The following is a 23202-nucleotide window of genomic DNA, read 5'->3' on the forward strand; positions in this document are numbered from 1 at the left end:
GCGTAAATGCGTGACGCCTTTCGTTCGATGCGGCTGAAGCCGAATTGCGCTCAGGCAGGAACGGCTTGCACATTGTCGGCGATGCGCACGACGTCGTTCACATGCGTGGCGATCTGCTCTCCCGAAACGCCGTAGATGTGCAGCGAAACCGCCGCCGCGCCGCTGCCGTTGCCGAGCCGATGAATGCAGGTGCGCCCGGCGCGCGTGAACGACACCGCACCCGCTTCGCGCGACTGCTCGCGCACGGGCGATGCGCAATCGATGTCCGCTTGCCAGTCGTACAAGGTTTCCGTCAGGGTGCCGTCGATCACCGCATAGCCGCACCACGTGTGATGCGCGTGAACGGGACTGGCCTGGCCGGGCATCCATACGAGCGCGGCGACCGCATAGCGGCCGTACGGATCGGCGGCGAGCAGATGGCGGCGGTAGCACGTGGCGGATGCTTCGCGCTGGTCGTTCGTGAGGAGCGCGGGATCGGCGGCAGCTTCGGCAAGCGCGGCGCGCACCGCGCGGGCGAAAAACGCGGACACGGATGGATCGCAGGTGTTGGCGCAGGCGTCGAAGGCGGCATCGAGCGCCGCGCACAGCCGCGCGAGGGCGTTCGCTTCGGGCATCGCGCAAGCGGAAGTATGCGATTCGGCCAGCGAGGCTTCGAGTATGTTCAGGCCGGTTGAAGGGTTCATGGAAGGCTCCGCGGATGTTGTTCTTCGAGAACGGGACTGCCCTCATTTATACCGATTTGCGCGGAGAAAGAGTTTTCATATAATTCCTCCGTCTTGACGAGAAATAGAATAATTTTCTATCTGGGTGGGAAGATGGGAATGGACATCATTGATCGGCGGCTGCTCGAACTCCTTCAACAAGACGCCACGATGCCGATCGCCGAACTCGCGGCGCGGGTGAATCTGTCGCAGACGCCGTGCTGGAAACGGGTTCAGCGGCTGAAGGAAGCGGGCGTGATCCGCGCGCAGGTCGCGCTGTGCGATCCGCGCAAGCTGGGCGTCGGCACGACCGTATTCGTCGCCGTGCGCACGAACCAGCACACGGAGGCGTGGGCGCAGACCTTCACGCGCGCGGTGCAGGACATTCCCGAAGTGGTCGAGGTGTACCGGATGAGCGGTGAGACCGACTATCTGCTGCGTGTCGTCGTATCCGACATCGACGACTATGACCGCGTCTACAAGCAGCTGATCCGGGCCGTGCCGCTTTACGACGTCAGTTCGAGTTTCGCGATGGAGCAGATCAAGTATTCGACGGCATTGCCCGTGCGGGCGGCCGTGGTCGCTGAGAGCCGCTGATCTCTTCATGCTGGGAGCGCAGCTTGCTGCGGGTTTGCCGCGGCAGCTGCATTCGCGGCGGACTGCAAGCCGCGCGCAAGGTGCCACGGCGTAGAATGCCCGCTCCGCCGATTCAATCCGCCAGCAGAGCCCGACTCATGAACGATCCGCGAAAGAAGAAAAACCCGACGGTTGGCGTCGCTGTGTTTATCGTCGTTGTCGTATTGCTGGTGATCGCCACAATTCTCTACAACGCGATCACCGAAAAGCGCGAGTACGAGCGCGACAATTCCGTCGACACGACGGTTTCTGCGGCATCCGCAGCGGGCGCCGCCGTGAACGCGGCGAAGGGCGCGTCGCAGTAAGCGGCACAACACGCGGCGCAATTTGCGGCGCAATTTGCGACACAACAAGCGCCGCCGCCTCAGTTCTCCGGCAGGCGGATCACACCCGCATCCTTGCGGATCTGGAACGACGCCGCCAGCATCTGCTTGCACTGATGCGCGAGCAGTTTCAGTTCATGCACCGCATCGGGCGAACAGTCGGGCGAGCGTTCCGCCTCGACTACCATCGTGTCCAGCTCTCGCGTCAACTGCCTTGAAATCTCAGCCTGATCGGCGGGCGGCGGATTGCCTGCCTCGGCCTGCGTGAGGTTGTCGCGGATCAGCGTAAGCGCGCGTTGCAGCGGCTGATGCGACGGCCCGCCTAGCTGCTGCGACGACGTGCGCAGCAACGGCGCTGCCGCCGTGATCTGCGAGGCGAGCACATGCGAGCGCACGAGCAGGTCGTTGAGTTCCGGCACGAACTTCTGCGCGGACTTGGGTTCGAGCATCATCCGCTGGAACGCCTGGCCGAGATTGGCAAACGCGACATGCACGTTCTTGCGCGCGAGCCGGTAGCGATAGTCGCGATCGAGGGCGCTCGCAGCAGCCGCGGCGGCAGATGTGGGCGCCGGCGGTTTGGCTGCCGTCGTCGCGCTGATGGACGCACCCGCTGCCGACGCCGCGACTGCCGCTTCCGTCACGCCGTTCACACCGCTTGCCATGACTTCCGCTACGGCCACCGCGGGCGCGAGCGCGGCCGCTTCCGTCAACGCGGCGGGCGCGACTACGGAGCCGGCGGCACTGGCAGCGGGCTTGCCGCCCCACCACCAGCTGGCTTCGAGATAGCTGCGCATCGCCGCGATCATGTCGTCGACGAGCTTGCCCATCAGCCGGTATTCCCAGTACGGGAACAGGTGGCTGGCGGCGATCGCGATGGCGCAGCCGACGACGGTGTCGATCGCGCGCTCGCCGATGATATGCAGGCTGCCCGGCGCGAGCAGATGGAACATCAGCAACACATACGACGACGTGAACACCACGCTGGCCGTGTAGTTGAAGAGCAGCAGGCTGTAGCTCATCACCATCGACGCGAACATCACGACAAGCAGGATATGCGGCTCCTTCACGCTCATGATGAGCGCGATGCTCGCCGCACAGCCGATCAGCGTTCCGACGATACGCTGCCCGTTGCGCTGCTTGGTCAGTGAGTAGCCCGGTTTCAGAATGATGACGGTCGTCATCACGATCCAGTAGGCGTTCGTGAGCGGCAGCAGGCGCCCGAGCCAGAAGCCAACCGCGACGGCGATCGACACGCGCAGCGCATGCCGGAAGCTCGGCGAGGCCATCGTCAGGTTCGAGAAGATCGAGCCGAACGGCACGCGGCGGCTGGACACGAAACGCGTGAGCGCCTGGTCGATGCGCAGATCGGTTTCCTGCGTGCCTTCCTCGTTCGCGAGGTTCTTGCGCATCCGGTCGATCAGTCGCGTCGCGCTCCACACGCGCCTGAACGATGCCGAAATGGTCGAGTAGGCTTCGGGGTTCTTCTTCGGCAGATCCTGCTTGCGCATCAGCTCGATTTCATATTCGATGGCGCGCAGCTCCGCCTTCACGTTGATCCGCGCGCGCGGCGGCTCGTTTTGCAGCACGGCGAGGCCGATGTCTTCGAGATCGGCTGCCGCCTTGCGGATCAGGTCGCGATAGAAGATCAGCAGATCCGAGCCGCCGAAGGTGTTGCGCACGAGCGGGTAGTCGGTATGCGCGCCGACAAACTGTTCATGCAGGTCGACGATATGGATGAACAGATTGAAGAGCGTCGCCCGGCGCGGCTCGAGCCGGCCGCTCTTCAGCTTGGGCAGGTTGCGCAGCACGATGTCGCGCGCGGCGTCCTGCATGGCCACGGCCGCGATCTGTTTCGCGACGAGGTTGCGGTAGCACTCGTCGAGATCGTTGTCGAGATCGAAGAAGTCGGCCCGCGCGAGCAGGTAGTCGGCCAGCGCGAACACGCTTTCGGCGAGCGCCTGCTGCTCGATCCGGTACATCATCCAGTGGCTCACGAAGGTCGACCAGTACGTAAACCACAGGCCGCCGACGAGCATCCACGACGCGTTGATGAGCGCCTGCAGCGGCGTGAAATGCTCCTCGAGCGTCATCACCATCATGAAGAGCGTCGCGAAGCTGATCTGCGGCCAACGGTTGCCGTAGACGACGATGAGCGACAGCACGAACGTGAGCGGCACCACGGCGCACCACAGCGCGACGGGGTTGACCGTCGCGAGACCCGTGGCGAGCGCGGCGAGAAAGCCGATCACGCTGCACGCGAGCATCTCGTTGTGTTTGTACTTGAGCGGACCGGGCATGTCGACGGCGCACGCGCCGAGTGCGCCCGTCGCGATCGTGAAGCCGAGTTCGCGGTTGTTAAAGACGATCAGGCAAAGAATGGCGGGCAGCGACACGCCCACTGCAATACGCAAGCCGCCGTAGAAGTACTGGCTATACAGAAACTTTTTGATTTCGACTGAATAGCGCATCGACCGCCTGATGTCTCGTGTCCGTATGTTGATGAAGCCGTCGGGCCCGGTTCTGTTCCCAGCTCGAACTGGCGTCGAGTCTAACTGATTTGCCTGCGCGCGGACCATCTGTCGAATGGCCAGGTGTCGTGCCTGCGTATGCGTTTGCTATGCTGTCGCATCGTTTTCACGCACGGCGTGTGCCACGCCTGTTCCTGCCGCTTTATGCTCCAGCTTTTCTATTCAAACCGGTACGACGTGCTCGTCGGCGCGCTGCTCGACGGACTCGGCGAGACGCCTTCCAGTCCGTGGACGGCGCAACCTGTGATCGTGCCGAGCGCTGCCGTGCGGCGGCGCCTCGAACTCGATATCGCCGCGCGCCAGGGTGTGTGCGCGAACATCCACTTCGGCTATCTCGCGCAATGGCTGTGGACGCAGATCGGCGAGGTCATGGAAGACGTGCCGCTGCGCTCGCCGTTCGCGCCGGACCGACTGGTGTGGCGCTGCTACCGTCTGCTCGGCGACGCCGACGAAGCGCGTCCGTGGAACGCATCGCCGCGCTTGCGCAGTTATCTCGATGCCGCCGACGCCCCCATGCGCTACGAACTGGCGCGCCGCGTCGCGACGGTGCTCGACCACTATCTGACCTATCGTCCCGAATGGCTGCTGCAATGGCAGAAGGGCGGCTCGATCTTCGCGAGCGGCGCCGCCGACGACACGGGCCCGCGCCTCACGGGCGCGAGCGCCGCGGAGCGTGAAGACGAGCGCTGGCAGGGCGCGTTGTGGCGCACGCTGCTTGACGAAGTCGCGGGCGGCGCGCATGCCGCGCGCTCCGCCACGCCGCCTGCCTATCGTTTTCTCGACGAAGTGCGTTCATTCGATCTCGACACGATCGCGCGCGCCGAATGGCCCGAGTCGGTGAGCGTGTTCGCGTTGCCGACCATGCCGCCGCTGCATATCGCGCTGCTGCGCGAACTGTCGCGCTGGATCGACGTGCGCGTGTACGCAATGAATCCGTGCCGCGAATTCTGGTTCGACATCGTCAGCGCGGGACGCGTCGAAGCACTCGATGCGGCGGGCCAGCTCGACTATCAGGAAGTGGGTCATCCGCTGCTCGCCGAGTGGGGCCGTCAGACGCAGGCGCAACTGCACATGCTGCACGAGCTGACGGAAAGCGCGGCGTCGGGCGAGGCGTCGTATTTCGCGGAGAACGCCGCGCCGACGTGGCTCGCTGCCGTGCAGAACGCCATGCTCGATCTGCGTGACGAGCGTGAGCTCGACGCGCAGCCCGATGAGCGCGGTATCGAAGTGCACGTATGCCATAGCCTCGCGCGCCAGCTCGAAGTGCTGCACGACCGCCTGCTAGGCTGGTTCGACGAGTTCGACGATCTGCAGCCCGCCGACGTGCTCGTCACGCTGCCCGACCTCGGCGCAGCCGGTCCGCTGATCGATGCCGTCTTCGGCACGTCGCCCGTCGGCGACACGCGCCGCATTCCGTATCGGATCACCGGCTTGCCGCCTTCGCAGGCGAACCCAGTGGCGCGCGTGCTGCTCGACTGGCTCGCGTTGCCCGAGCGAAATGTCGGCGCGCCGGAGCTGATCGAATGGTTGCGCGTCGATGCCATCTCCGTCCGCTACGGCATCGACGCGGCCGCGCTCGAAGACGTGCAGGAATGGCTCGCGGCAGCGGGTGCACGGCGAGGTCTCGCGCCCGTGCCGCCTGCCGACAGCGCGATACCCGTTGCGCGCCACACATTCGCCGACGCGCTGACGCGTCTCTTTCTCGGCTACGCGATGCCCGAAGGCGGCGCACCCGTGGATGCATGGCTGCCCATCGAGGGCGCGGACGGATCGGACGCCGAACTTCTCGGCCGCCTCGCTAGCTTCGTCGACGACGTCGATGCGTTCGCGCGACGTTGCGCGGACGACATGACGCCCATCGAGTGGACGCAATTGTTGCTCGAAGTGCTCGGCCGCTGTTTCGACGGCGGTGTCGATTTCGCGGACAGCCTGTCGGCCGTGCGCGATGCCGTCGACGCGATGAGCGAGGCGATGCGCGCGGGCGCGGGCGACTCGCCTTTGCCGGCGGCCGTGGTGCGCACGGCGCTGTCCGAAGCGCTCGACGATCCCGCGCGCGGCGGCGTGCCGTGGGGCAGCGTCACGTTCTCGTCGCTCACCAGCCTGCGCGGCTTGCCGTTCAGAGTGGTCTGCATGCTCGGCATGGACGACGGCGTGCTGCCGAGCCTCGCGCGGGCCGACGAGTTCGATCTGATGGCAGGCTTCGGCAAGGCAGGCGACCGTCAGCGCCGCGACGACGAGCGCAATCTGTTTCTCGATCTGCTGCTGGCCGCGCAAGACCGTCTGCTGATCGCGTACACGGGGCGCAGCATTCGCGACAACGCGCCGCTGCCGCCCGCCGCGCTCGTCGACGAGCTGCTCGACCATCTGGCGCGTGTGTCGTCGGCAGAAGACGCGTCGCCCGCCGAACTCGACGCGGCGCGGCACGCATTCATCGTCGAGCATCCGTTGCAGCCGTTCGCGTCGGAGTACTTCAACTCGAAGAGCGGTCTGTTCAGCTACGACGCCGACCGCGCGGAACTCGCTGCGCTGCTCGCCGAACCGTCGGAAGCGACGGCCGCGCCGTTCTTCGACGCACCGCTGCCTGCGGAGCCGGACGAGCCCGTCGCTTTCGACGACTTCCAGCGCTTCTGGCGGCATCCCGCGCGTGCGTTGCTGCGTGACCGGCTCGGTATCGTGCTGTCCGATGCGCAAGGCGAACTGCTCGACATGGAGCCGTTCGAACTCGACTTCGCGGGCCGCGATGCGCTGGCCGAGCGTCTGTTGCCCGCATTGCTCGACACGGATTTCGACACGGAAGCGTTCGAGCGCGTGCGCCGTGTCGCCGAAGCGAGCCCCGAGTTGCCTGGCGGCGCGACGGGCGCGGTGTGGCGCACACGCGAACTGTCGGCGCTGCGCGGGCTCGCGGATCGCGTGCGGCGTGAAGTGGCGTCGGGCGTCACGCGCCTGCCGTTTGCGCTCGACATCGACGCACGCTGGCCGGATGCCGGCGATATCGAGTTCTTCGGCCGCTTTGACAATACGTTGCGCGAAAGGTCGGAAGGTCCGATGCAATTGCAGGGCACACTCAATCTGTTGACGCCGACGGGGCAGGTCGTGTTCCGTTACGCCAGGCCGACGGCTCGCGACTATCTGTCCGCCTGGCTGTCGCATCTCGTCTACTGCGCGACGCTGCCGGCCGGTCCGCGCCGCACCGTGTGGCACGCGAGCGGCGAGTCGTTCGAACTCACGCCCGTCGAGCGTCCGCTCGATCAGCTCGCGCCGCTTGCCGCGCTGTTCCGCGCCGGGCGTGCGTTGCCGCTGCGCTTCTTCCCGAAGAGCGCGTGGACGAAGATCAGCGACAGCGACTCCGCTGCACAAGGCGCGTGGATCAGCGACCGCGTACGCGGCGAATCCGACGACGCTGCGTTGCGCATCGCGTATCGCGGCACGCCGCTGACGCTCGACGAACCGTTCGGCACATTGGCCGCGCTCGTCTTCAAGCCGCTCGTCGCGCATCTGAGGAGCGCATCATGAGCGGCGCAACGTGGATGCATGCGCCTGCTGCGCAGGAACTCGACGTGTTCGCGTGCGACCTCGACGGCGTCAATCAGATCGAGGCATCGGCGGGAACGGGCAAGACCTGGAACATCTGCGCGCTCTATGTGCGGCTCCTGCTGGAGAAGAATCTGAGCGCCGATCAGATTCTCGTCGTGACCTTTACGAAGGCCGCGACGGCCGAGCTGCATGAGCGCATTCGCGGACGTCTCGCGGAAGTGCAGCGCGCGATCGAGACAGGCGACGACGGCGGCGATCCGTTCATCATCCGGCTGTTCGAAACGACGTTGTCGGAGGAGCGCGGCACCGATCTCGAAGCGGCGGCGAAAACCGTGCGCCGCGCGTTGCGTACCTTCGATCAGGCAGCGATCCACACCATCCATGCGTTCTGTCAGCGCGCGTTGCAGGAAGCGCCGTTTGCGGCAGCGATGCCGTTCACGTTCGAGATGGAAGCCGACGATGCCGCATTGCGCTTCGAACTGGCCGCCGATTTCTGGCGCGAGCAGGTTGAACCCGTCGCTGCGCAGCACCCGTCGTTCGCGGCGTGGCTGGTCGAGAAGCGAGCCAGTCCCGCATCGCTCGACGAGCAGCTGGCGCGGCGTCTGAAGAAGCCGCTCGCGCAGCTGCGCTGGGGCGAGGTCGGCGAACTCGCAGGCGCCGCGCCGAACGACATGCAGGCGCGCTTCGACGCGGCAGGCGAGATGTGGCACGCCGAGCGCGACAACATCGTGCGCCTGCTCGAAGCGGCGCAGGACGGGTTGAGCAAGACGTCGCACAAGCCCGAATTCATCAGCGCCGCGATCGACGCCTGGCGCGATTATTTCGCGCAGGAAGACTGCCACGCGCCGCCGCCGAAAGCCGCGTTGAAGCTGACGGCAGCCGCGTTGACGAAGGGCACGAAGAAGAATTTCGAACCGCCCGTGCATCCGTTCTTCGTCGTCGCGGATGAGCTTGCCGCAGCCTCGCTTGCCGCCGAGGCTGCGCAGCGCGCGCGCTGGCTCGGTCTCGTGCAGACGTGGCTCGACCATGCGCCGCATGAGCTGACGGCAAGAAAGCGCACGCGCCGCGTCGTGTCGTTCGACGATCTCCTGTCGAACCTGCATCGCGCGCTCGCCACCCACGTGTGGCTCGCGGACGCGTTGCGTACGCGCTATCCCGCCGCGTTGATCGACGAGTTCCAGGACACCGACCCGCTGCAGTTCGCGATCTTCAACCGTATCTTCGCGCCGAAGGGGCCGCTCTTTCTCGTCGGCGATCCGAAACAGGCGATCTACAGTTTTCGCGCGGCGGATCTGCATACTTATCTCGCGGCGCGCGCGCAGGCGTCGGCGCGCTATACGCTCGCTGTCAACCAGCGCTCGACGGCGCCCGTCGTCGAGGCGTGCAACCGCTTTTTCGAAGCGAATCCTCAGGCGTTCGTGCTCGACGGGCTCGACTATCAGCCCGTGCGGGCAGGCGAGCGGCAACGGCCGCCCCTCATCGACACAGACGGCGCGGGCGCGGGCGATTTCCGCGCGTGGATGTTGCCGCAAGGCGAAGCGGTGCTGACCAAGCGCGACGCACAGCGTGCGGCCAGCGAGGCGTGCGCAGCGGAGATCGTGCGTCTGTTGCGTGGCGCGCGCGAAGGCAGCGTGACGATCGGCGACAAGCCGCTCGCACCCGGCAACATCGCCGTGCTCGTGCAGACGCACAAGCAGGGCAGTCTGATCAAGCGCGTGTTGTCCGCGTGGGGCGTGGGCAGTGTCGAGCTGGCGCAGGCGTCTGTGTTCGAATCGCTCGATGCCGAGCAGATCGAGCGTGTGCTGGCCGCCGTCGATACACCCGGCGACTTGCGTCGTCTGCGCGCCGCGCTTGCGACCGACTGGTTCGCTCTCGACGCGGCATCGCTTTGGCGGCTCGAACACATCGATGAAGCGATCTCCACAGCGGGTGATGCCGCGCCGTCCCTCGATGCGATGAGCTGGGTCGAGCGCTTTTCCCGTTACCGGATGCTGTGGCACGAGCGCGGTTTTGCCGTCATGTGGCGCACGCTGATGCGCGAGTTGCGTGTCGCGCAGCGGATCGTCGCGGGCGCCGAGGGCGAACGGCGGCTCACCAACGTGAACCATCTCGCGGAACTCGTGCAGGCACGCGCCGCAACACAGCCGGGCATCGCGCCGACGTTGCGCTGGCTCGCGGCGCAGCGCGAAGGCGCGGGTGGCGGCGAAGAGGCGCAGCTGCGGCTCGAATCGGACCGCAATCTCGTGCAGATCGTCACGGTGCACAAGTCGAAGGGGCTCGAGTATGCCGTCGTGTTCTGTCCGTTTCTCAACGACGGCAATATGCGCGAGCCGCCGTCATCGGGGTTGCCCGATGCGCGCGAATATCACGACGACGGCGCGGCCGTGCTGCACTACGGCTGCGACGAAGAGCAGGCGGACCTGGCGAGTCGCCAGGCCACGCGCGAACAGGCGGCCGAACGCGCGCGGCTGATCTATGTTGCGCTGACGCGCGCGGTGTATCGCTGTTACGTCGTGGCGGGTACGTATCTGTCGGCGCGATCGACGAAGGAGTCGGCGCGCAGCGTGCTGAACTGGCTGGTTGCGGGCAGCGGGCGCGACTTCGACGAGTGGCTCGCCAGGCCGCTCGATGAAGCCGCGATCTATCAGCACTGGCGGGCGCTGTCGGGCGGACCCGTGGCCATCGCCGATCTGCCGTCCGTCGTGCGGCGTGAGCCGCTGGAGAGCCCGGTCGACAGCGGCGCCCGCCTGCGCGCCCGTACGAACCGGCGCACGCTGCGTGACGCATGGCGTATGGCCAGCTTCAGTTCGCTGATTGCGGCGGGTTCGCGAGCCGAAGAATCGTCGGCGGCACAGGTGGCCAATGAAGAAGTGCGTCCCGATCACGACGAACTGGCTGAATTGTCGTCGGGTCCGAACGCGCCCGCGTTCGACATGGCCGTCGCACCCGTCGCACCCGTCGACCTCGCAGCCGACGATATCCTCGCGTTTCCGCGCGGCCCGGCCGCAGGCGAATGTCTGCACCGCATGTTCGAACTCGCGGATTTCTCCGATCGCAGCACGTGGAACGAAGCGATCCATCAGGCGCTGCGCGATCGGCCAGCGCCTGCCGAGCCCGAACTCGCGCAACGTCTGCCCGCGATGATGCAGCGTCTGCTCGCCGATGTCGTGAGTACGGAACTCGTGCCCGGCATGACGCTCGCCGCGCTCGATCCGAAGCGCAGGCTCAATGAACTGGAGTTTCTGTTTTCGGCGGCATCGCTGGACTTTCCCGCGTTGCGCGCGCTGCTCGCCGGGTACGGCTATCCCGATGTTGCGCTGGAGCCCAACGCGCTGCGCGGCTTCGTCAAAGGTTTCATCGACATGATCGTCGAGCATCAGGGACGTTTCTGGGTGATCGACTGGAAATCGAATCATCTCGGAGATACGCGCGACGACTACGGCGCCGTGCCGCTCGAAGACGCAATGGCAGGCCACGCGTATCACCTGCAGGCGCTGCTCTATACCGTCGCGCTGCATCGTTATCTGCGCTTGCGGCTTCCCGATTACGCGTATGAGAAGCACATCGGCGGCTATCTGTATCTGTTCGTGCGCGGCGTGCGCCCTGACTGGCGCGACGACAGCCACGCCGCGGGCGTGCTCGCGGGACGCCCCGATTTTGCGCTCATTGTCGCGCTCGACGCATTGATGGACGGAGACACGCAATGAGTACCTTCGACCAGCCGTTGCCCGACGTCGAAGTCAATGTTCCCGCGCCCGCGGATTTCAGCACCGCGCTTGCCGAAGGTTTCGCGCGGCGGGCGAGCGAACTTGCCCGGCGCGGCGGCGCGTCCGAAGAAGCCGTGCGCTGGGCCGCACGCGCTGCGTTCGCTGCAAGCCGTGCGACATCCGAAGGGCATGTATGTGTGCCGCTCGACGAACTCGCGCAACGTTACGAGGCCGATGTCGTGCAGGCACGACGTGCCTTGCTCGCGAGCGGTGTGGCGAGCGACGGCATGCAGCCGGCGCACGCGCTGCGTCCGCTCGTCGTCGACGGGCAAGGGCGGCTCTATCTGGCGCGCTACTACGATTACGAGCGCCGGCTCGCGCAATCGCTCGTCGATCACGCGCGCGGCGTGCAACAGGAAGCCGTGCCGGTGGACATGTCGCCGCATGGTTTGCGCGAACGGTTGCTGCGTTATTTCGGATCGCCGAAGGACGAGCAGATCGACTGGCAGCGCGTCGCGGCCGTGATGGCGCTGTCGGGGCGGCTCACGATCGTCAGCGGCGGGCCGGGCACAGGCAAGACGACGACGGTCGTCGGCGTGCTCGCGTGTCTGCTGGACGCGCGCGCCGATTTGCGCATTGCGCTCGCCGCGCCGACGGGCAAGGCCGCACAACGGATGCAGGAGGCGCTGCTCGCGCGGGCCGGCTCGTTGCCACCCGAGCTTGCGGCACGCCTGCCGCAAACGTCGTTCACGTTGCATCGCTTGCTGGGCACGGGGCCGAACGGGCGCTTCCGGCATCATCGCGACAACCCGTTGCCGTACGACGTGATCGTGATCGACGAGGCATCGATGATCGACGTCGCCATGGCGACGCATCTGTTCGATGCGCTCGCACGCGACACGCATCTCGTGATGCTCGGCGACAAGGATCAGCTCGCTGCCGTCGAAGCAGGCGCGGTGTTCGGCGAACTGAGTGCCCGGCCGTCGTTTACGGCGCGCGGTATCGGTTCGATTGCGGCTGCACTGGATATCGACGAACGCCGGTTGCGCGAGGCGTTGCCCGCCGCTACGCACGACAAGTCTTCAGACGAACCCGAGCCGTTCTTCGACGATCTGTTCGGCATGCCAGCCGACGCGCCGCCGTCATCGGACCCGACACAGTCCGCGCCGCTCGCCGATTGCGTCGTGTGGCTGGAGCGCAATTACCGCTTCGGTCTGGAATCGGCGATCGGCCGTCTGTCGCTGGCGATCCGGCGTGGCGCGGCGCAGGAAGCGCTCGATGTGCTGAACATCGATCCCGCACAACCTTGCGCAGCCGCCTTTCATGAAGACGTAGACGCCGCACCTTCCGAGCGCACGATTCACCGGCTCGCCAGGGGCTTCGCTCCGTATGCGGACGCGCTTGCCGCCGCGCTCGCCGACAGTGCGGCAAACGCGGCATCGCATGCACCCGTGCTGTTCGACGCGCTCAATCGCTTCCGTATTTTGTGTGCGACGCGTCTCGGCGCGCGCGGCGTCGATCAGATGAATACGGCGATGGCCGCGCAGGTGCGCCGTGCTGCACGCGTGCCGCTAGCGATCGGCGCGCAATGGTTCGCGGGCCGTCCGATCATGGTCACGCGTAACGACTATGCGCTGGGTCTGTTCAATGGCGATATCGGCATCGCGCTGCCGGGTGCGGACGGCGCACTGCGCGTCTGGTTCCGCGGCGCGGACGGCGGCTTGCGCGCGGTGTCGCCCGCTGCGCTGCCGCCGCACGACACGGCGTTCGCGCTCACCGTCCACAAGTCGCAAGGCTCGGAGTTCGATCATGCCGTGCTGATGCTGCCGTCCTCGTTCAGCCGCGTACTGTCGCGCGAACTGGTCTATACGGCGGTGACGCGGGCGCGCGAGCGGGTCGAAGTGGTCGGCGCGCGGGCCGTGCTGATGCGCGCTATCGCGACGCCGACGCAGCGCGATTCGGGACTGGCTGCGCGGATCGGGGAGGCGATGGAAGCGATGGAAGCGATGGAAGCGGGCCTGCGTTAGCAGGCGGCCGTTGGCAGTCAGTTGGCCGCCGTGCCGCGCGGCGGCTCCGCTTCGGAATCGGACTGCTGTTGCGCGAGATCGCGCAGCGTGCGCCGGTACCAGAGCGTCCAGATCATCAGCCCGCCGAAAATGCCGTAGCCGACGAACGGCGATACGACCAGTACGCGTTCGATCGGCCAGTGCCAGGCCATCCAGCCGCGCAGCGCGGTTTCGCTCGCGAGGCCGATGCCCCAGGTGGCCGTCAGTACGCGCAGGCCGCGAGCGAATGCAGGCCGCTCGCGCCACAGCATGTCGATATGCGCGGCGCCGTTCGTCATCTCGCGGGCGACGAACGCGCGTGTGAGGTAAAAGACGGCAGGGCGCCGCCGCAGCAGCGACAGCAGGAACGCCATGCCGATCGCGCCCGACACCAGCGATTCGCGGAACAGCAGCATGCGCGAATCGCCGCCGAGCGCCATCGCGCCGATCGACAGCACGATGCCGAGCAGCACCGTCAGGCTGAGCGCGTCGGCGCGCCTGAAGCGCACCAGCTCGACGATGCTCCAGACGACGGGCGGCACGGCGGACGCGATCAGTCCGCCCGTTTCGCCCCAGTACGGCAGGGCGAGGCGGTAGGCGGCCCAGGGCAACGCGAGATTGACGACGAGTTCGAGCACCTGTGCGGCGCGCATCTTCATCACGATGGTTGCCCTCGGGCTGAAAGCGTCAGTATCGGCGAGATCGGCGGCGAACGGCAAACGCGCCGCTTTTCATCCAGTACGGCATAGCCGGTTACACTTGCCGTTCCTCGCACGATTCATCGACATGACTTCACGCTATCCGATCCCGCCGAACGAAATCGAGTTGACGGCCGTGCGCGCGCAAGGCGCGGGCGGGCAGAACGTCAACAAGGTGTCGAGCGCGATTCATCTGCGCTTCGATGTCCGCGCGTCGTCGCTGCCCGACGTGCTCAAGATGCGCCTGCTCGCAATGAGTGATCATCGGATCACGCGCGACGGCGTCGTCATCATCAAGGCGCAGGAATACCGCACTCAGGACATGAACCGCGCGGCGGCGCTGGCGCGGCTCGATGCGCTGATCGACAGCGTCAGCGTGACGCGCAAGGCACGCGTTGCGACGCGGCCGACGCGCGCGTCGAAAGAACGGCGGCTCGAAAGCAAGGCGAAGCGCAGCGATGTGAAGTCGGGACGGCAGCGCGTCGCCCACGACTAGCGTCGCGCGTCAAACGGGACTGGGGTTGCGCACTTCAGGCAGGAAATCTACGCAAAACACATACGTCTGCCCATTTCGCTCGACGGTTACGGCGGCCGTGTAGCAATCCTGGCCGTCCATCAGCGAACAGTGCGGTCCCATCATCGCGACGCGGCCCGGCGCGGCCAGTGCGTGCTTGAAATACGCGCGCCGCGACCAGTTGTTGCGCGTATCGGGAAAGAGCGGCGCTAGGCGCGCAGGCGGAGGCGGCGTGCCGCGCGCGGTGATCGACGGCTCCAGCTGTTCGCCACGATCGTTCAGCACGAACACGCGGCGTGCGTCTGGCACGAGAAAGACGGGTTTGGCGGCCTCTTCGAGATCGCCTGTCTGCATGTAGAGCGACGCGCCCGCCAGCACGGCTTCCGTGAAACCCTCGAAGCCCGGCCGCTGATAACGCGAATGCGTGCGCTCGTAGCTGTCGAAGCGTTGCCACATCTGCTCGATCAGTTCGGGCACACGTGCGCTCGCCGCCTGCATCGAGCCCTTCGGCTGGCCGAACCAGTAGCCCTGGACGAAATCGACGTCGGCCTGCATCAGCGTCATCAGTTCGTCTTCTGTTTCGACGCCTTCCGCCAGCACGAGCGTGCCTGACTGATGCAGCATGTTGATCAGATGGCCGATCAGCGAATTGTCGTTGTCCTGGCGGCCTGCGCGCGCCACCAGCGAGCGGTCGAGTTTCACGATGTCCGGCCTGAAGCGCCACACGCGGTCGAAGTTCGAAAAGCCGGTGCCGAAATCGTCGATGGCGATCAGGAATTCGCGCGGCTGCGATGCGGCGAGCATGCTGGCGACGGCCGATTCGTCGTCGGCCGGTTGTTCCAACACTTCGATCACGATGCGTTCCTGCGGCAGTCCGAAATGCTCCGACAGTTCGTCGATAAACGGGCGCTGCGGCCAGCCCGTCTCGAACACCTGCGGACGCGTGTTCAGGAACAGCCATCCCGTGTCGATGCCTTGCGCCATGAAGTTCGCCACATGCAGACAGCGCGCGAGCCGGTCGAGCGCGCGCGCGTCGGCCGCCGAGCGGGTGCCGGAAAACAGCACGGCGGGTGAGATGGGATGGCCGACGGGATCGAAGGCGCGCAGCAGCGCTTCATAGCCCACCACGCGCTGGTGCGTCACGGCGACGACCGGCTGGAAAACGCTGCGCAACGTAATGGTTCGCCACGGCGCTGCCCATCCGGCCTCGTCCTGCACCATGTGCTGCAGAAGGCCGGTGAGCGTCGTATCGTCGACGTTAGGCATGACGGCAGATTGTCCTATGCAGCGTGCGGCGCGCGCCCGGATGCAGCGACATGCCGGCGGCAGGCATGCCCAACATCGGCGCAATGGAGGTCGGGCACGAAGGCGATCGGATCAATGCCGTTCACGCGCGACTCCGCTCGGTGGTGCAGTTCGGTGTACAGCTCAGTTCATCGAAGTCAGTCTAGCAGTTCGTATGCTATTCGAATGTTCGGGTAATCACAGACCGGGCCAAGAGTCTGCGCAGTTATGACTGGATGTTGGCGAAGACTGGCGGCGCGTTTATGGCAGCGGCGCTATGCTGCTGGTTTTCGAAAAACAGGAGTGGGGCATGTCGGAAATCGCGGTGGTGGCGATCTCGGTAGCAAAGCCGGGACATGAAGAACAACTGCGCGCGGCGCTCGAAGGGATTGTCGGGCCGACGCGCAAGGAGCGCGGTGCGCTGCAGTACGACTTGCATCGCGACTTGCGCGAGCCGCGCCGGTTCGTGTTCTTCGAGCGTTGGGAAAGCGAGGAGGCGTTGGCGGCACACGCGAAGTCCGCGCATATCGAGGCCTACAGAAAGGCCTCCGCCGACTGGATCGAGTCGGCCGAACTGCGGATCGTGTCGAAGATCGCTTGACCTGGCGCGGGATCCGCGATCGCGGACCCGGAAACAGCAAGGCCCGGCAGCGAGGCTGGCCGGGCCCTGGGCAAAACGTGGACGGCAGTCAGTGCGTCGCTTGCGGCACGTCGAGGATCAGGATGATGGTCCAGTCGGCCTCGCCGTCGTGGTGATACTGGCGCTCGGCGACGATGAACGGCTGCTGCTTGCCGGTCGGTCCGAGAAACAGCACGTCGCCTTCCATCGGCAGGCACTCGACGGGCGGCAGCGCAAGGAACGCATCCTGATTGCCGCGCGGCATGAGTTTTTCGATCTTGCGGGACGCTGCTTCAGTCCATTCGATGTCCAGCTGGATGTTGCTCATTCTGTCCTCCGCACCAAAGGCGCACGGGTTGGGGTGGATTCGTCGGTGCGCGACTTTAGCATAACGTCGACGGGCATCCTGCGAGATGCCGTTCGCCCGTCCCCTGTGCCTGCTTTCCGCTGGCGCAAACAAAAAAGCCGAGGCCGTGTTGAACGGCTTCGGCTTTTCGCTACGCGCGACCCGACGTGCGTCGCTCGTGCAACCTGCTTACTGCGCCGGCGCAGCGGGCTTCTTGTGATGCATGCCCTTTTGATGCTGCTTCATCGGCGCGGGCGGAGCACTTTCCATAGATTGCTGTTTGGACTGCAGGTCTTGAGCGCGCTGCTCGATGTCAGCCGCTTTCGCCGGATCGGTGCTCATCCTGATGCCTTGATCCTGCTGCGCGTAAGCCGCGCCTGTCAGTGCCGAGAGGGAAACCAGGATTGCCAGGGACACTTTCTTCATCGTTGCCTCCGTAGAGAGTGGTTATGGACCCGAGTATGGCCTGTCCAATGGAACGACAGTGCATTCTAGCCAGCAATGTTTAGTCCAGAGCGCGTTCTGTAACAGAATTCACAGATAGTTACGTATGGTTACATCCAGGCTTCGCTTTCGTCAGGCAGCGCCGCAGAAGCCAAAGCGCATCGGACCTGTTGCGCTGCGCTTTGCCGTGCATGTCGCGACAAGTCATATTTTCCCGCTCGCGCGCGACGCGCGGTTGTCGTTCCCTTCATTCGAGGCGGTCGCGGCAGATACGTCGGAGAGCTAAGCAACTTGCGAAGTGCGTCGTGCTATCAGAACCAGCCGATCTGCCGATAGACATGAAACTGCGCGATGCCGACCAGTTCGTGCAGCGCGATTTCCGCATCGAAGAAGTTTTCCCGGCGCGGCAGCACGCCGCGTCTCGCGCGCCGCGTGTTCGACACGACGGGCAGCGGACTCATTCCGAAGCGGTGAAAGTTGAGCAGCGCCCGCGGCATCTGATAGGCGGATGTGACGAGCATCAACGAACCGTAATATCCATCCGGCAGAATGGCAGCGACGTTGCGGGCGTTTTCGTAGGTCGTCAGGCTGCGGTTCTCGAGGATGATGTCGGCGCGCGGCACCTCTTCGCGCAGAAGATAGGGCAGGTAGGTGTCGGCTTCCGTCGCCTCGTGCTCCTGCGGGTTACCGCCGCTGACGATCACATGACACACGGGGCTGACCCGTTTGCAGCGTGCGTAGAGATCGGCGCTCGTCGCGATGCGGGCGATTGCGTCGCGCGGCGGGACGAGCTTGCCGTCGCGATGAACCGTGCCCGTGCCGAGGATCACGATGGCCGTGCGGGGCGCGTACGTTGCGGGAGCAACCGTGTGTCCGCCGGGCGGCGCGCCGCGCTGGGCGAGATCGAGCAAAGGTTGGGCGAGCCAGCCCGCGCCGACTGCCCAGAAAACCACGATCGTCAGTGTGCCGATCAGCGTGCGGGCGTTGCGCAGCAGCATAAAAGCTGCAAAAAAAAGCAGCAATAAAGTTAAGAGAATCAATTTTATTGGGGTAACGTATGGTATTCGGACATTTCCGCGAGCGGGTCATCGCGCCATTGAAGGCGCATCGCCGCCAGCAGGAAGCAGAACGCTAGCACGGCGTTCACACGGGGACCGAAATAAACGGCGGCCAATGCCAGCCTTGGCGGATCAACGCGAGAGTTTTGCGTGCCGTCCGCCATGCGCGCGTCAGCAGACGCGCCATTGTGTCGCGAACAAATAAGTCATGGCTGCACTTTAAGAAAGAAGTGAGATGACCGCTTACTCCAACGAAGCAGTACTTGAGGCGCTACGACGGGCGCAATACCGTCAGGTGCCATGGGCGAAGCGCCCAGGCGTTTTCGAATTTCTGCGTTCGCTTGGCATGATGGACACCGTTCGGCAACGGACGGTTGCTCCCGCGCCCGGTTTCCATGCTCCTGTGGACATCGCGGTGCTGACCGAACGCGGCCGCGCCGAATTTGCGCGGCTCTCGCGCGACGAGCGTGCCCTCGACTGGGACGCGCGCCGCATGAACCATTACGTTTTCTCCGGCGCAACCGCCGGGGAGCGGGCCGCCGCCCTCTAGGCGCCGGCACTTGCAGGACGCGCGCACGCGAGGACAGTGTTGCGCGCGACAACGCGTCGCCCCAGGCGCGTCGAGGGCGTTTCGCCGCCAATTCCCGGGTTTTACATTTTCTTTATGCCGTCCCCTGGCCAGGGACAGCGGGCCGGGTGTTCCGTAGTCCGGACGAAAAAAAGCCCGTATCGCGAGGATACGGGCATACCGGAATTACTTCTGCCACGCTGTGCTTAATGGCAATGGTGAGACTGCCGACACGTCTGCTGGTTCCCGACATCGCGCATCTTCGTCGTCCCGACATCGCGCATCTTCGTCGACGCCACGATGCGGCGGCTTTCCGGGTGGGAACTTCTCGCGATCAATGCGCGTCGGCGCCGCGTCGCTGGGAGCCGTCGTCGCGCTGCCCGTCGGGGCGCGCGCGGACATTGCTCGCGATATCGCCGCGCAGATCGCCGCGTGGCGTGGGCGGCGTGAAGTTCTGGTTGCGCGTTTCAGCTTGCTGCCACGCCTGCAGCGTGGCCGGCTGCTCCGGCCTCCAGTTCCAGCCTTGCGGGCGCTGTTGCGCGGTTGCAGTTGCGGCGAGCAACGAAACGACCAAGCCGCAGACATGCAGTGACATTGGCCTCATGATCGGTTCCCGACAAGCAGGCCGGGACGGGCTTGTTTGCATACTTGTACGGTATGCCGCAACGCGAAAGCATGCTGTAAATAAAAGTAAATGGATGTTTCGTCACGTCACGGAAGGTATGCGGACCGCGTGAGTGGATGCAGACGGCAGGAAGAGGGCGCAGCAGGGCGCGGCACCAGCCAGCAGCGGGTGCGGCGACGGAAGTAACGAGCGGAAGAATCGGCGGACGACTGAGGTTGCCGTGCGCGACGGATGCCGTCGTTCCCGGCAAGACGACGCAAATTCACACCAATGGGATCGGCCGGGCGTCACCAGCCTCAGAAACGCGCCGGGCGCCCTGAGGCGCCCGGTAGCGTAGATTGCATGATCAGGCCATCTTGACGGGCGCGCGCCACGATTCCGGATTGGTCCAGAACGCGCCACGCAGACGGTCGCGGCTCGGCGGTGCCGGCGGCTTGGCTGCCGTTGCACCGATGCGCCCGCGCAGCGAAATCTCACGGCCGCTCGTGCCCAGCCGCTTGACTATCTCCGCGAGCGTGCCGTCGGCCTGCCATTCGTCGAAACGTCGACGGCAAGTCGGCGGCGACGGATAACGGCCCGGAAGCTTCGACCAGCCCTCGCCCGTCGACAGAACCCACAACACGGCGTTGACTACCGCGCGAGCTTCGACGCGTGGTCGACCACGGCGTTCGCTCCGTGCCGGCTCTGCACAGAACAACGCTTCCACCAGCGCCCACTCGTTGTCTCTCAAATCGTCGAACACCATCATGTTTCACCTCAGCGAAGCTAACTCCGGTGCGCTGCCCCGCGCTGCGCACTCTTCATGCGCCCGATTCCGTATCGGGCGCCGGCGGAGAGCCGGCCTGTGCTTCGTCGAACCGTTTTTCCACCAGTCCGAATCGGCGCCGACTCTTGTGCCAAGGGAAATGCACGAAGCGTGCCATCCTTTACGTAACCGCCTCGAAGCCCCGTCGCATCAAGCCGTTACGGGCGTTAGCCTGGCCCGTATGAGAATCCAAAAAACGCATCACGCAAATCGGGACAATCACCAATCTTGTGCAATCAGGCCCGCCCCGCGTGCGTTTGCGCCTTTTTGCTGCGTCGCAGCGAACTCATCGAAACGATGCATAAAGGCGTTGCGCGACATAAAATCTGCATCAAACGATATTATTCATGAGGGGAAAAGATGAATGTGACGCTGCGCCAACTGCGCGTGTTCATCGAAGTGGCGCGACTGCAGAGCTTCAGTCGCGCGGGCAGCGAAATCGGCCTGACGCAGTCGGCCGTCAGCCGTTGCGTGCGCGAGCTGGAAGCGGAGATCGGCCTGAAGCTGATCGACCGGACCACGCGCGAAGTGCAGCTGACGGACGTCGGCGGCAATCTGGTCGCGAGTGTGTCGCGTCTGCTCGGCGATCTCGACGACGCGCTGCGCGAGATCCGCGAAATCGGCGAGCAGCGGCGCGGCCGCGTGATGGTGGCGGCGAGCCCGACGATTGCGTGCCGGTTGATGCCGAATATCGTCGCGGTCTGCGGCCGGCAGTTTCCGTACATCACACTTGGGCTGCGCGACGACGTGCAGGGCGACGTCGTGCGCAAGGTCAAGTCGGGCGAGGTGGACTTCGGCGTCGTGATCGGTCCGCTGTCCGCCGACGATCTGTTTACCGAGCCGCTGATGACCGACTCGTTCTGCCTCGTATCGCGCGACGATCACCCCCTCGCGTCGCGCGCAGAGATCGCGTGGCGCGAACTGGATGGCGAGCGCCTCGTGATGCTCGATCAGGCGTCGGGCAGCCGGCCGATCATCGACGCCGCACTCGACGAGCACGGCGTGAGCGCGCGGGTGGTGCAGGAACTCGGCCATCCGTCGACGGTGTTCGGACTGGTGCAGGCAGGCGTCGGCGTGAGCGTGCTGCCGTGGCTCGCCTTGCCGCTGCCGGCGGGGTCGTCGCTGGTTGCACGGCCACTCGTGCCGCGCGCCGAGCGGACGGTCGAACTGGTGCGGCGGCGCGACCGCTCGCTGTCCCCGGCCGCCGATGCCGTCTGGAACCTGATTCATCAGGTGCCGGGCCGCACCGAGGACCTGCGCTGACACCGTGGACGCGCCCGTGCGTTTGCGGGGTTCGCGTTGCCCCGCGATGGCGGCAAGTTACACTCGCATCTTTCGACAGACCGCCCGGACCTTCGATGCGCGAAACGGACTTGCCCCAGTCTTCAATGCCTGACGCCACAACCCAAATGAAGAAGCCGGACGCCCGCGACGCCGTGCGTGCGCTGCGGCCCTCGCAGATCCGCGAAGTGGCCAACGCGGGCTTCGGCGTGCCGGACGTGCTGCCGTTCTGGTTCGGCGAATCCGATCGCGTGACGCCCGCGTTCATCCGCGACGCCGCGAGCGCGGCGCTGGCATCGGGCGCGACGTTCTACACGCATAACCTCGGCATCGCGCCGTTGCGGGAGACGCTGGCGCGCTACGTGAGCGCACTGCACGGCCCGACTTCCGCTGACCACGTCGCCGTGACGAGCGCGGGCGTCAATGCGCTGATGCTGGTCGCGCAGCTCGTTGTCGGCGCGGGTGATCGCGTGGTCGCCGTGACGCCGCTGTGGCCGAATCTCGTCGAGATCCCGAAGATTCTCGGCGCGGATGTCGATACCGTGTCGCTCGTGTACGGTAAGAGCGGCTGGCAGCTGGACATGGAGCGGTTGCTCGCCGCGCTGACGCCGGACACGAAGCTGCTGATGCTCAACTCGCCGAACAACCCGACGGGGTGGGTGATGACGCGCGACGAGCAGCGCGTGGTGCTCGAGCATTGCCGCCGGCACGGCATCTGGATCGTCGCCGACGAAGTCTACGAACGCCTCTATTACGCGGGCGAGGCGGGCGAGAGCGCGCCGTCGTTCCTCGACCTCGCCGCGCGCGACGAGCGCGTGATCTGCGTCAACTCGTTCTCGAAGGCGTGGCTGATGACGGGCTGGCGGCTCGGCTGGATCGTCGCGCCCGCTGCGCTGATGGACGATCTCGGCAAGCTCGTCGAATACAACACGTCGTGCTCGCCGGCATTCGTCCAGCAGGCCGGGATCGCGGCGATCGAGCAGGGCGCGGCGTTCACGCGTGAGCTGGTCGGCGATCTGCGGGCGTCGCGCGATCATCTGGTGCGGGCGTTGTCGGCCGTGCCCGGTGTCGACGTGAAGGCGCCGCCGGGCGCGATGTATGTGTTCTTCTCGCTGCCGGGCGCGTCGCGCAGTCTCGAACTGTGCAAGGCGCTGGTGCGCGACGCAGGGCTCGGGCTCGCGCCCGGCAGCGCGTTCGGTCCAGAAGGCGAGGGCTTCGTGCGCTGGTGCTATGCGTGCGATCCGGCGAGGCTGGACGCCGGCGTCCAGCGGCTGAAAGCCTGGCTCGAACGGCAAGACGCCGCGCGCGGCTAGCGCGAAACGCGCGGCGGGCCGACCCGTTATGCATCGCCGGAAATGTCGATTAAGGTGCAGTCTGGTTTTCGTCTTTACGCACCGATTGTTTTTGCGTAATATGGCAGCCAGTCACGCGGTTCCCTCGCGGAATTTCGCTGCTCCGTCGTCCGGCTGGGTTTGGCTCGATGCCT

The 23202-nt window shown here is 65.6% G+C and carries 18 protein-coding genes and 1 pseudogene; 10 read left to right on the forward strand and 9 right to left on the reverse strand.

Features of this window, described 5'->3' with window-relative positions:
• Positions 1-50: 50 nt before the first annotated feature.
• A complete protein-coding gene (locus FRZ40_RS01745) occupies positions 51-683 on the reverse strand; it encodes a cysteine dioxygenase family protein (RefSeq protein ID WP_147233104.1) in 633 nt (210 codons plus the stop codon).
• Positions 684-815: 132 nt separating this feature from the next.
• Between FRZ40_RS01745 and FRZ40_RS01750 the strand changes: the two genes are divergently transcribed.
• Positions 816-1298 carry an Lrp/AsnC family transcriptional regulator gene (locus tag FRZ40_RS01750; protein WP_028367045.1) on the forward strand — a complete coding sequence of 161 codons (483 nt, stop codon included), beginning with the start codon at positions 816-818 and terminating at the stop codon, positions 1296-1298.
• 137 nt (positions 1299-1435) lie between these two features.
• Entirely contained in the window at positions 1436-1642 is a 207-nt protein-coding gene (locus FRZ40_RS01755) for a hypothetical protein (RefSeq protein ID WP_147233105.1), read from the forward strand.
• 59 nt (positions 1643-1701) lie between these two features.
• On the opposite strand, the gene FRZ40_RS01760 is transcribed toward FRZ40_RS01755, so the two are convergent.
• Positions 1702-4128: an FUSC family protein gene (locus FRZ40_RS01760; protein ID WP_147233106.1), complete on the reverse strand. Its 2427-nt coding sequence runs from the start codon at positions 4126-4128 to the stop codon at positions 1702-1704.
• A gap of 204 nt (positions 4129-4332) precedes the next feature.
• Here FRZ40_RS01760 and recC point away from each other — a divergent pair, with 204 nt between their 5' ends.
• The 3 genes from recC to recD are packed head-to-tail and all read left to right on the forward strand — an operon-like array spanning position 4333 to position 13456.
• The gene (gene recC / locus FRZ40_RS01765) at positions 4333-7701 is read left to right on the forward strand and encodes an exodeoxyribonuclease V subunit gamma (RefSeq protein WP_147233107.1); all 3369 of its coding nucleotides are present in this window, start codon (positions 4333-4335) and stop codon (positions 7699-7701) included.
• Positions 7698-11429 (forward strand): exodeoxyribonuclease V subunit beta, encoded by a 3732-nt coding sequence (recB, locus tag FRZ40_RS01770; protein ID WP_147233108.1) that lies wholly within the window; start codon positions 7698-7700, stop codon positions 11427-11429. Before recC ends, recB begins: the two co-directional genes overlap by 4 nt.
• The gene (recD, locus tag FRZ40_RS01775) at positions 11426-13456 is read left to right on the forward strand and encodes an exodeoxyribonuclease V subunit alpha (RefSeq protein ID WP_147233109.1); all 2031 of its coding nucleotides are present in this window, start codon (positions 11426-11428) and stop codon (positions 13454-13456) included. Before recB ends, recD begins: the two co-directional genes overlap by 4 nt.
• 17 nt (positions 13457-13473) lie before the next feature.
• On the opposite strand, the gene FRZ40_RS01780 is transcribed toward recD, so the two are convergent.
• A complete protein-coding gene (locus FRZ40_RS01780; protein WP_147234747.1) occupies positions 13474-14133 on the reverse strand; it encodes a VC0807 family protein in 660 nt (219 codons plus the stop codon).
• A gap of 127 nt (positions 14134-14260) precedes the next feature.
• On the opposite strand from FRZ40_RS01780, the gene arfB reads away from it, so the two are divergent.
• On the forward strand, positions 14261-14668 hold the full coding sequence (arfB, locus tag FRZ40_RS01785; protein ID WP_028367038.1) for an alternative ribosome rescue aminoacyl-tRNA hydrolase ArfB: 408 nt from the start codon (positions 14261-14263) through the stop codon (positions 14666-14668).
• A gap of 9 nt (positions 14669-14677) precedes the next feature.
• Here arfB and FRZ40_RS01790 read toward each other — a convergent pair whose 3' ends face one another.
• Complete coding sequence (locus FRZ40_RS01790; RefSeq protein ID WP_028367037.1) at positions 14678-15952, reverse strand: EAL domain-containing protein; 1275 nt, start codon at positions 15950-15952, stop codon at positions 14678-14680.
• A gap of 328 nt (positions 15953-16280) precedes the next feature.
• On the opposite strand from FRZ40_RS01790, the gene FRZ40_RS01795 reads away from it, so the two are divergent.
• Entirely contained in the window at positions 16281-16571 is a 291-nt protein-coding gene (locus tag FRZ40_RS01795; protein WP_028367036.1) for a putative quinol monooxygenase, read from the forward strand.
• Between the two features lie 88 nt (positions 16572-16659).
• Here FRZ40_RS01795 and FRZ40_RS01800 read toward each other — a convergent pair whose 3' ends face one another.
• From FRZ40_RS01800 to FRZ40_RS01810, 3 genes are all read right to left on the reverse strand, one after another.
• Positions 16660-16917, reverse strand: a complete 258-nt coding sequence (locus FRZ40_RS01800) for a hypothetical protein (protein ID WP_028367035.1) — start codon at positions 16915-16917, stop codon at positions 16660-16662.
• A 207-nt stretch (positions 16918-17124) separates the two neighbouring features.
• The gene (locus FRZ40_RS01805; RefSeq protein WP_028367034.1) at positions 17125-17361 is read right to left on the reverse strand and encodes a hypothetical protein; all 237 of its coding nucleotides are present in this window, start codon (positions 17359-17361) and stop codon (positions 17125-17127) included.
• Positions 17362-17690: 329 nt separating this feature from the next.
• Positions 17691-18377 (reverse strand): YdcF family protein, encoded by a 687-nt coding sequence (locus FRZ40_RS01810; protein WP_147233110.1) that lies wholly within the window; start codon positions 18375-18377, stop codon positions 17691-17693.
• 295 nt (positions 18378-18672) lie between these two features.
• Here FRZ40_RS01810 and FRZ40_RS01815 point away from each other — a divergent pair, with 295 nt between their 5' ends.
• Positions 18673-18987, forward strand: a complete 315-nt coding sequence (locus FRZ40_RS01815; RefSeq protein ID WP_028367031.1) for a hypothetical protein — start codon at positions 18673-18675, stop codon at positions 18985-18987.
• 352 nt (positions 18988-19339) lie between these two features.
• Here the strand turns inward: FRZ40_RS01815 and FRZ40_RS01820 are convergent, their stop codons facing one another.
• Positions 19340-19609, reverse strand: coding sequence for a hypothetical protein (locus FRZ40_RS01820; RefSeq protein WP_028367030.1), 270 nt, complete (start codon positions 19607-19609; stop codon positions 19340-19342).
• 370 nt (positions 19610-19979) lie between these two features.
• Positions 19980-20375, reverse strand: a pseudogene (locus tag FRZ40_RS01825) (transposase); the annotation flags it as partial.
• Positions 20376-20795: 420 nt separating this feature from the next.
• On the opposite strand from FRZ40_RS01825, the gene FRZ40_RS01830 reads away from it, so the two are divergent.
• Together FRZ40_RS01830 and FRZ40_RS01835 are read left to right on the forward strand one after the other, a co-directional pair.
• A complete protein-coding gene (locus FRZ40_RS01830) occupies positions 20796-21698 on the forward strand; it encodes a LysR family transcriptional regulator (RefSeq protein ID WP_028367029.1) in 903 nt (300 codons plus the stop codon).
• 95 nt (positions 21699-21793) lie between these two features.
• On the forward strand, positions 21794-23029 hold the full coding sequence (locus FRZ40_RS01835; protein ID WP_147233111.1) for a pyridoxal phosphate-dependent aminotransferase: 1236 nt from the start codon (positions 21794-21796) through the stop codon (positions 23027-23029).
• Positions 23030-23202 lie beyond the last annotated feature (173 nt).

This window comes from Paraburkholderia azotifigens, from assembly GCF_007995085.1.
Classification (GTDB): domain Bacteria; phylum Pseudomonadota; class Gammaproteobacteria; order Burkholderiales; family Burkholderiaceae; genus Paraburkholderia; species Paraburkholderia azotifigens.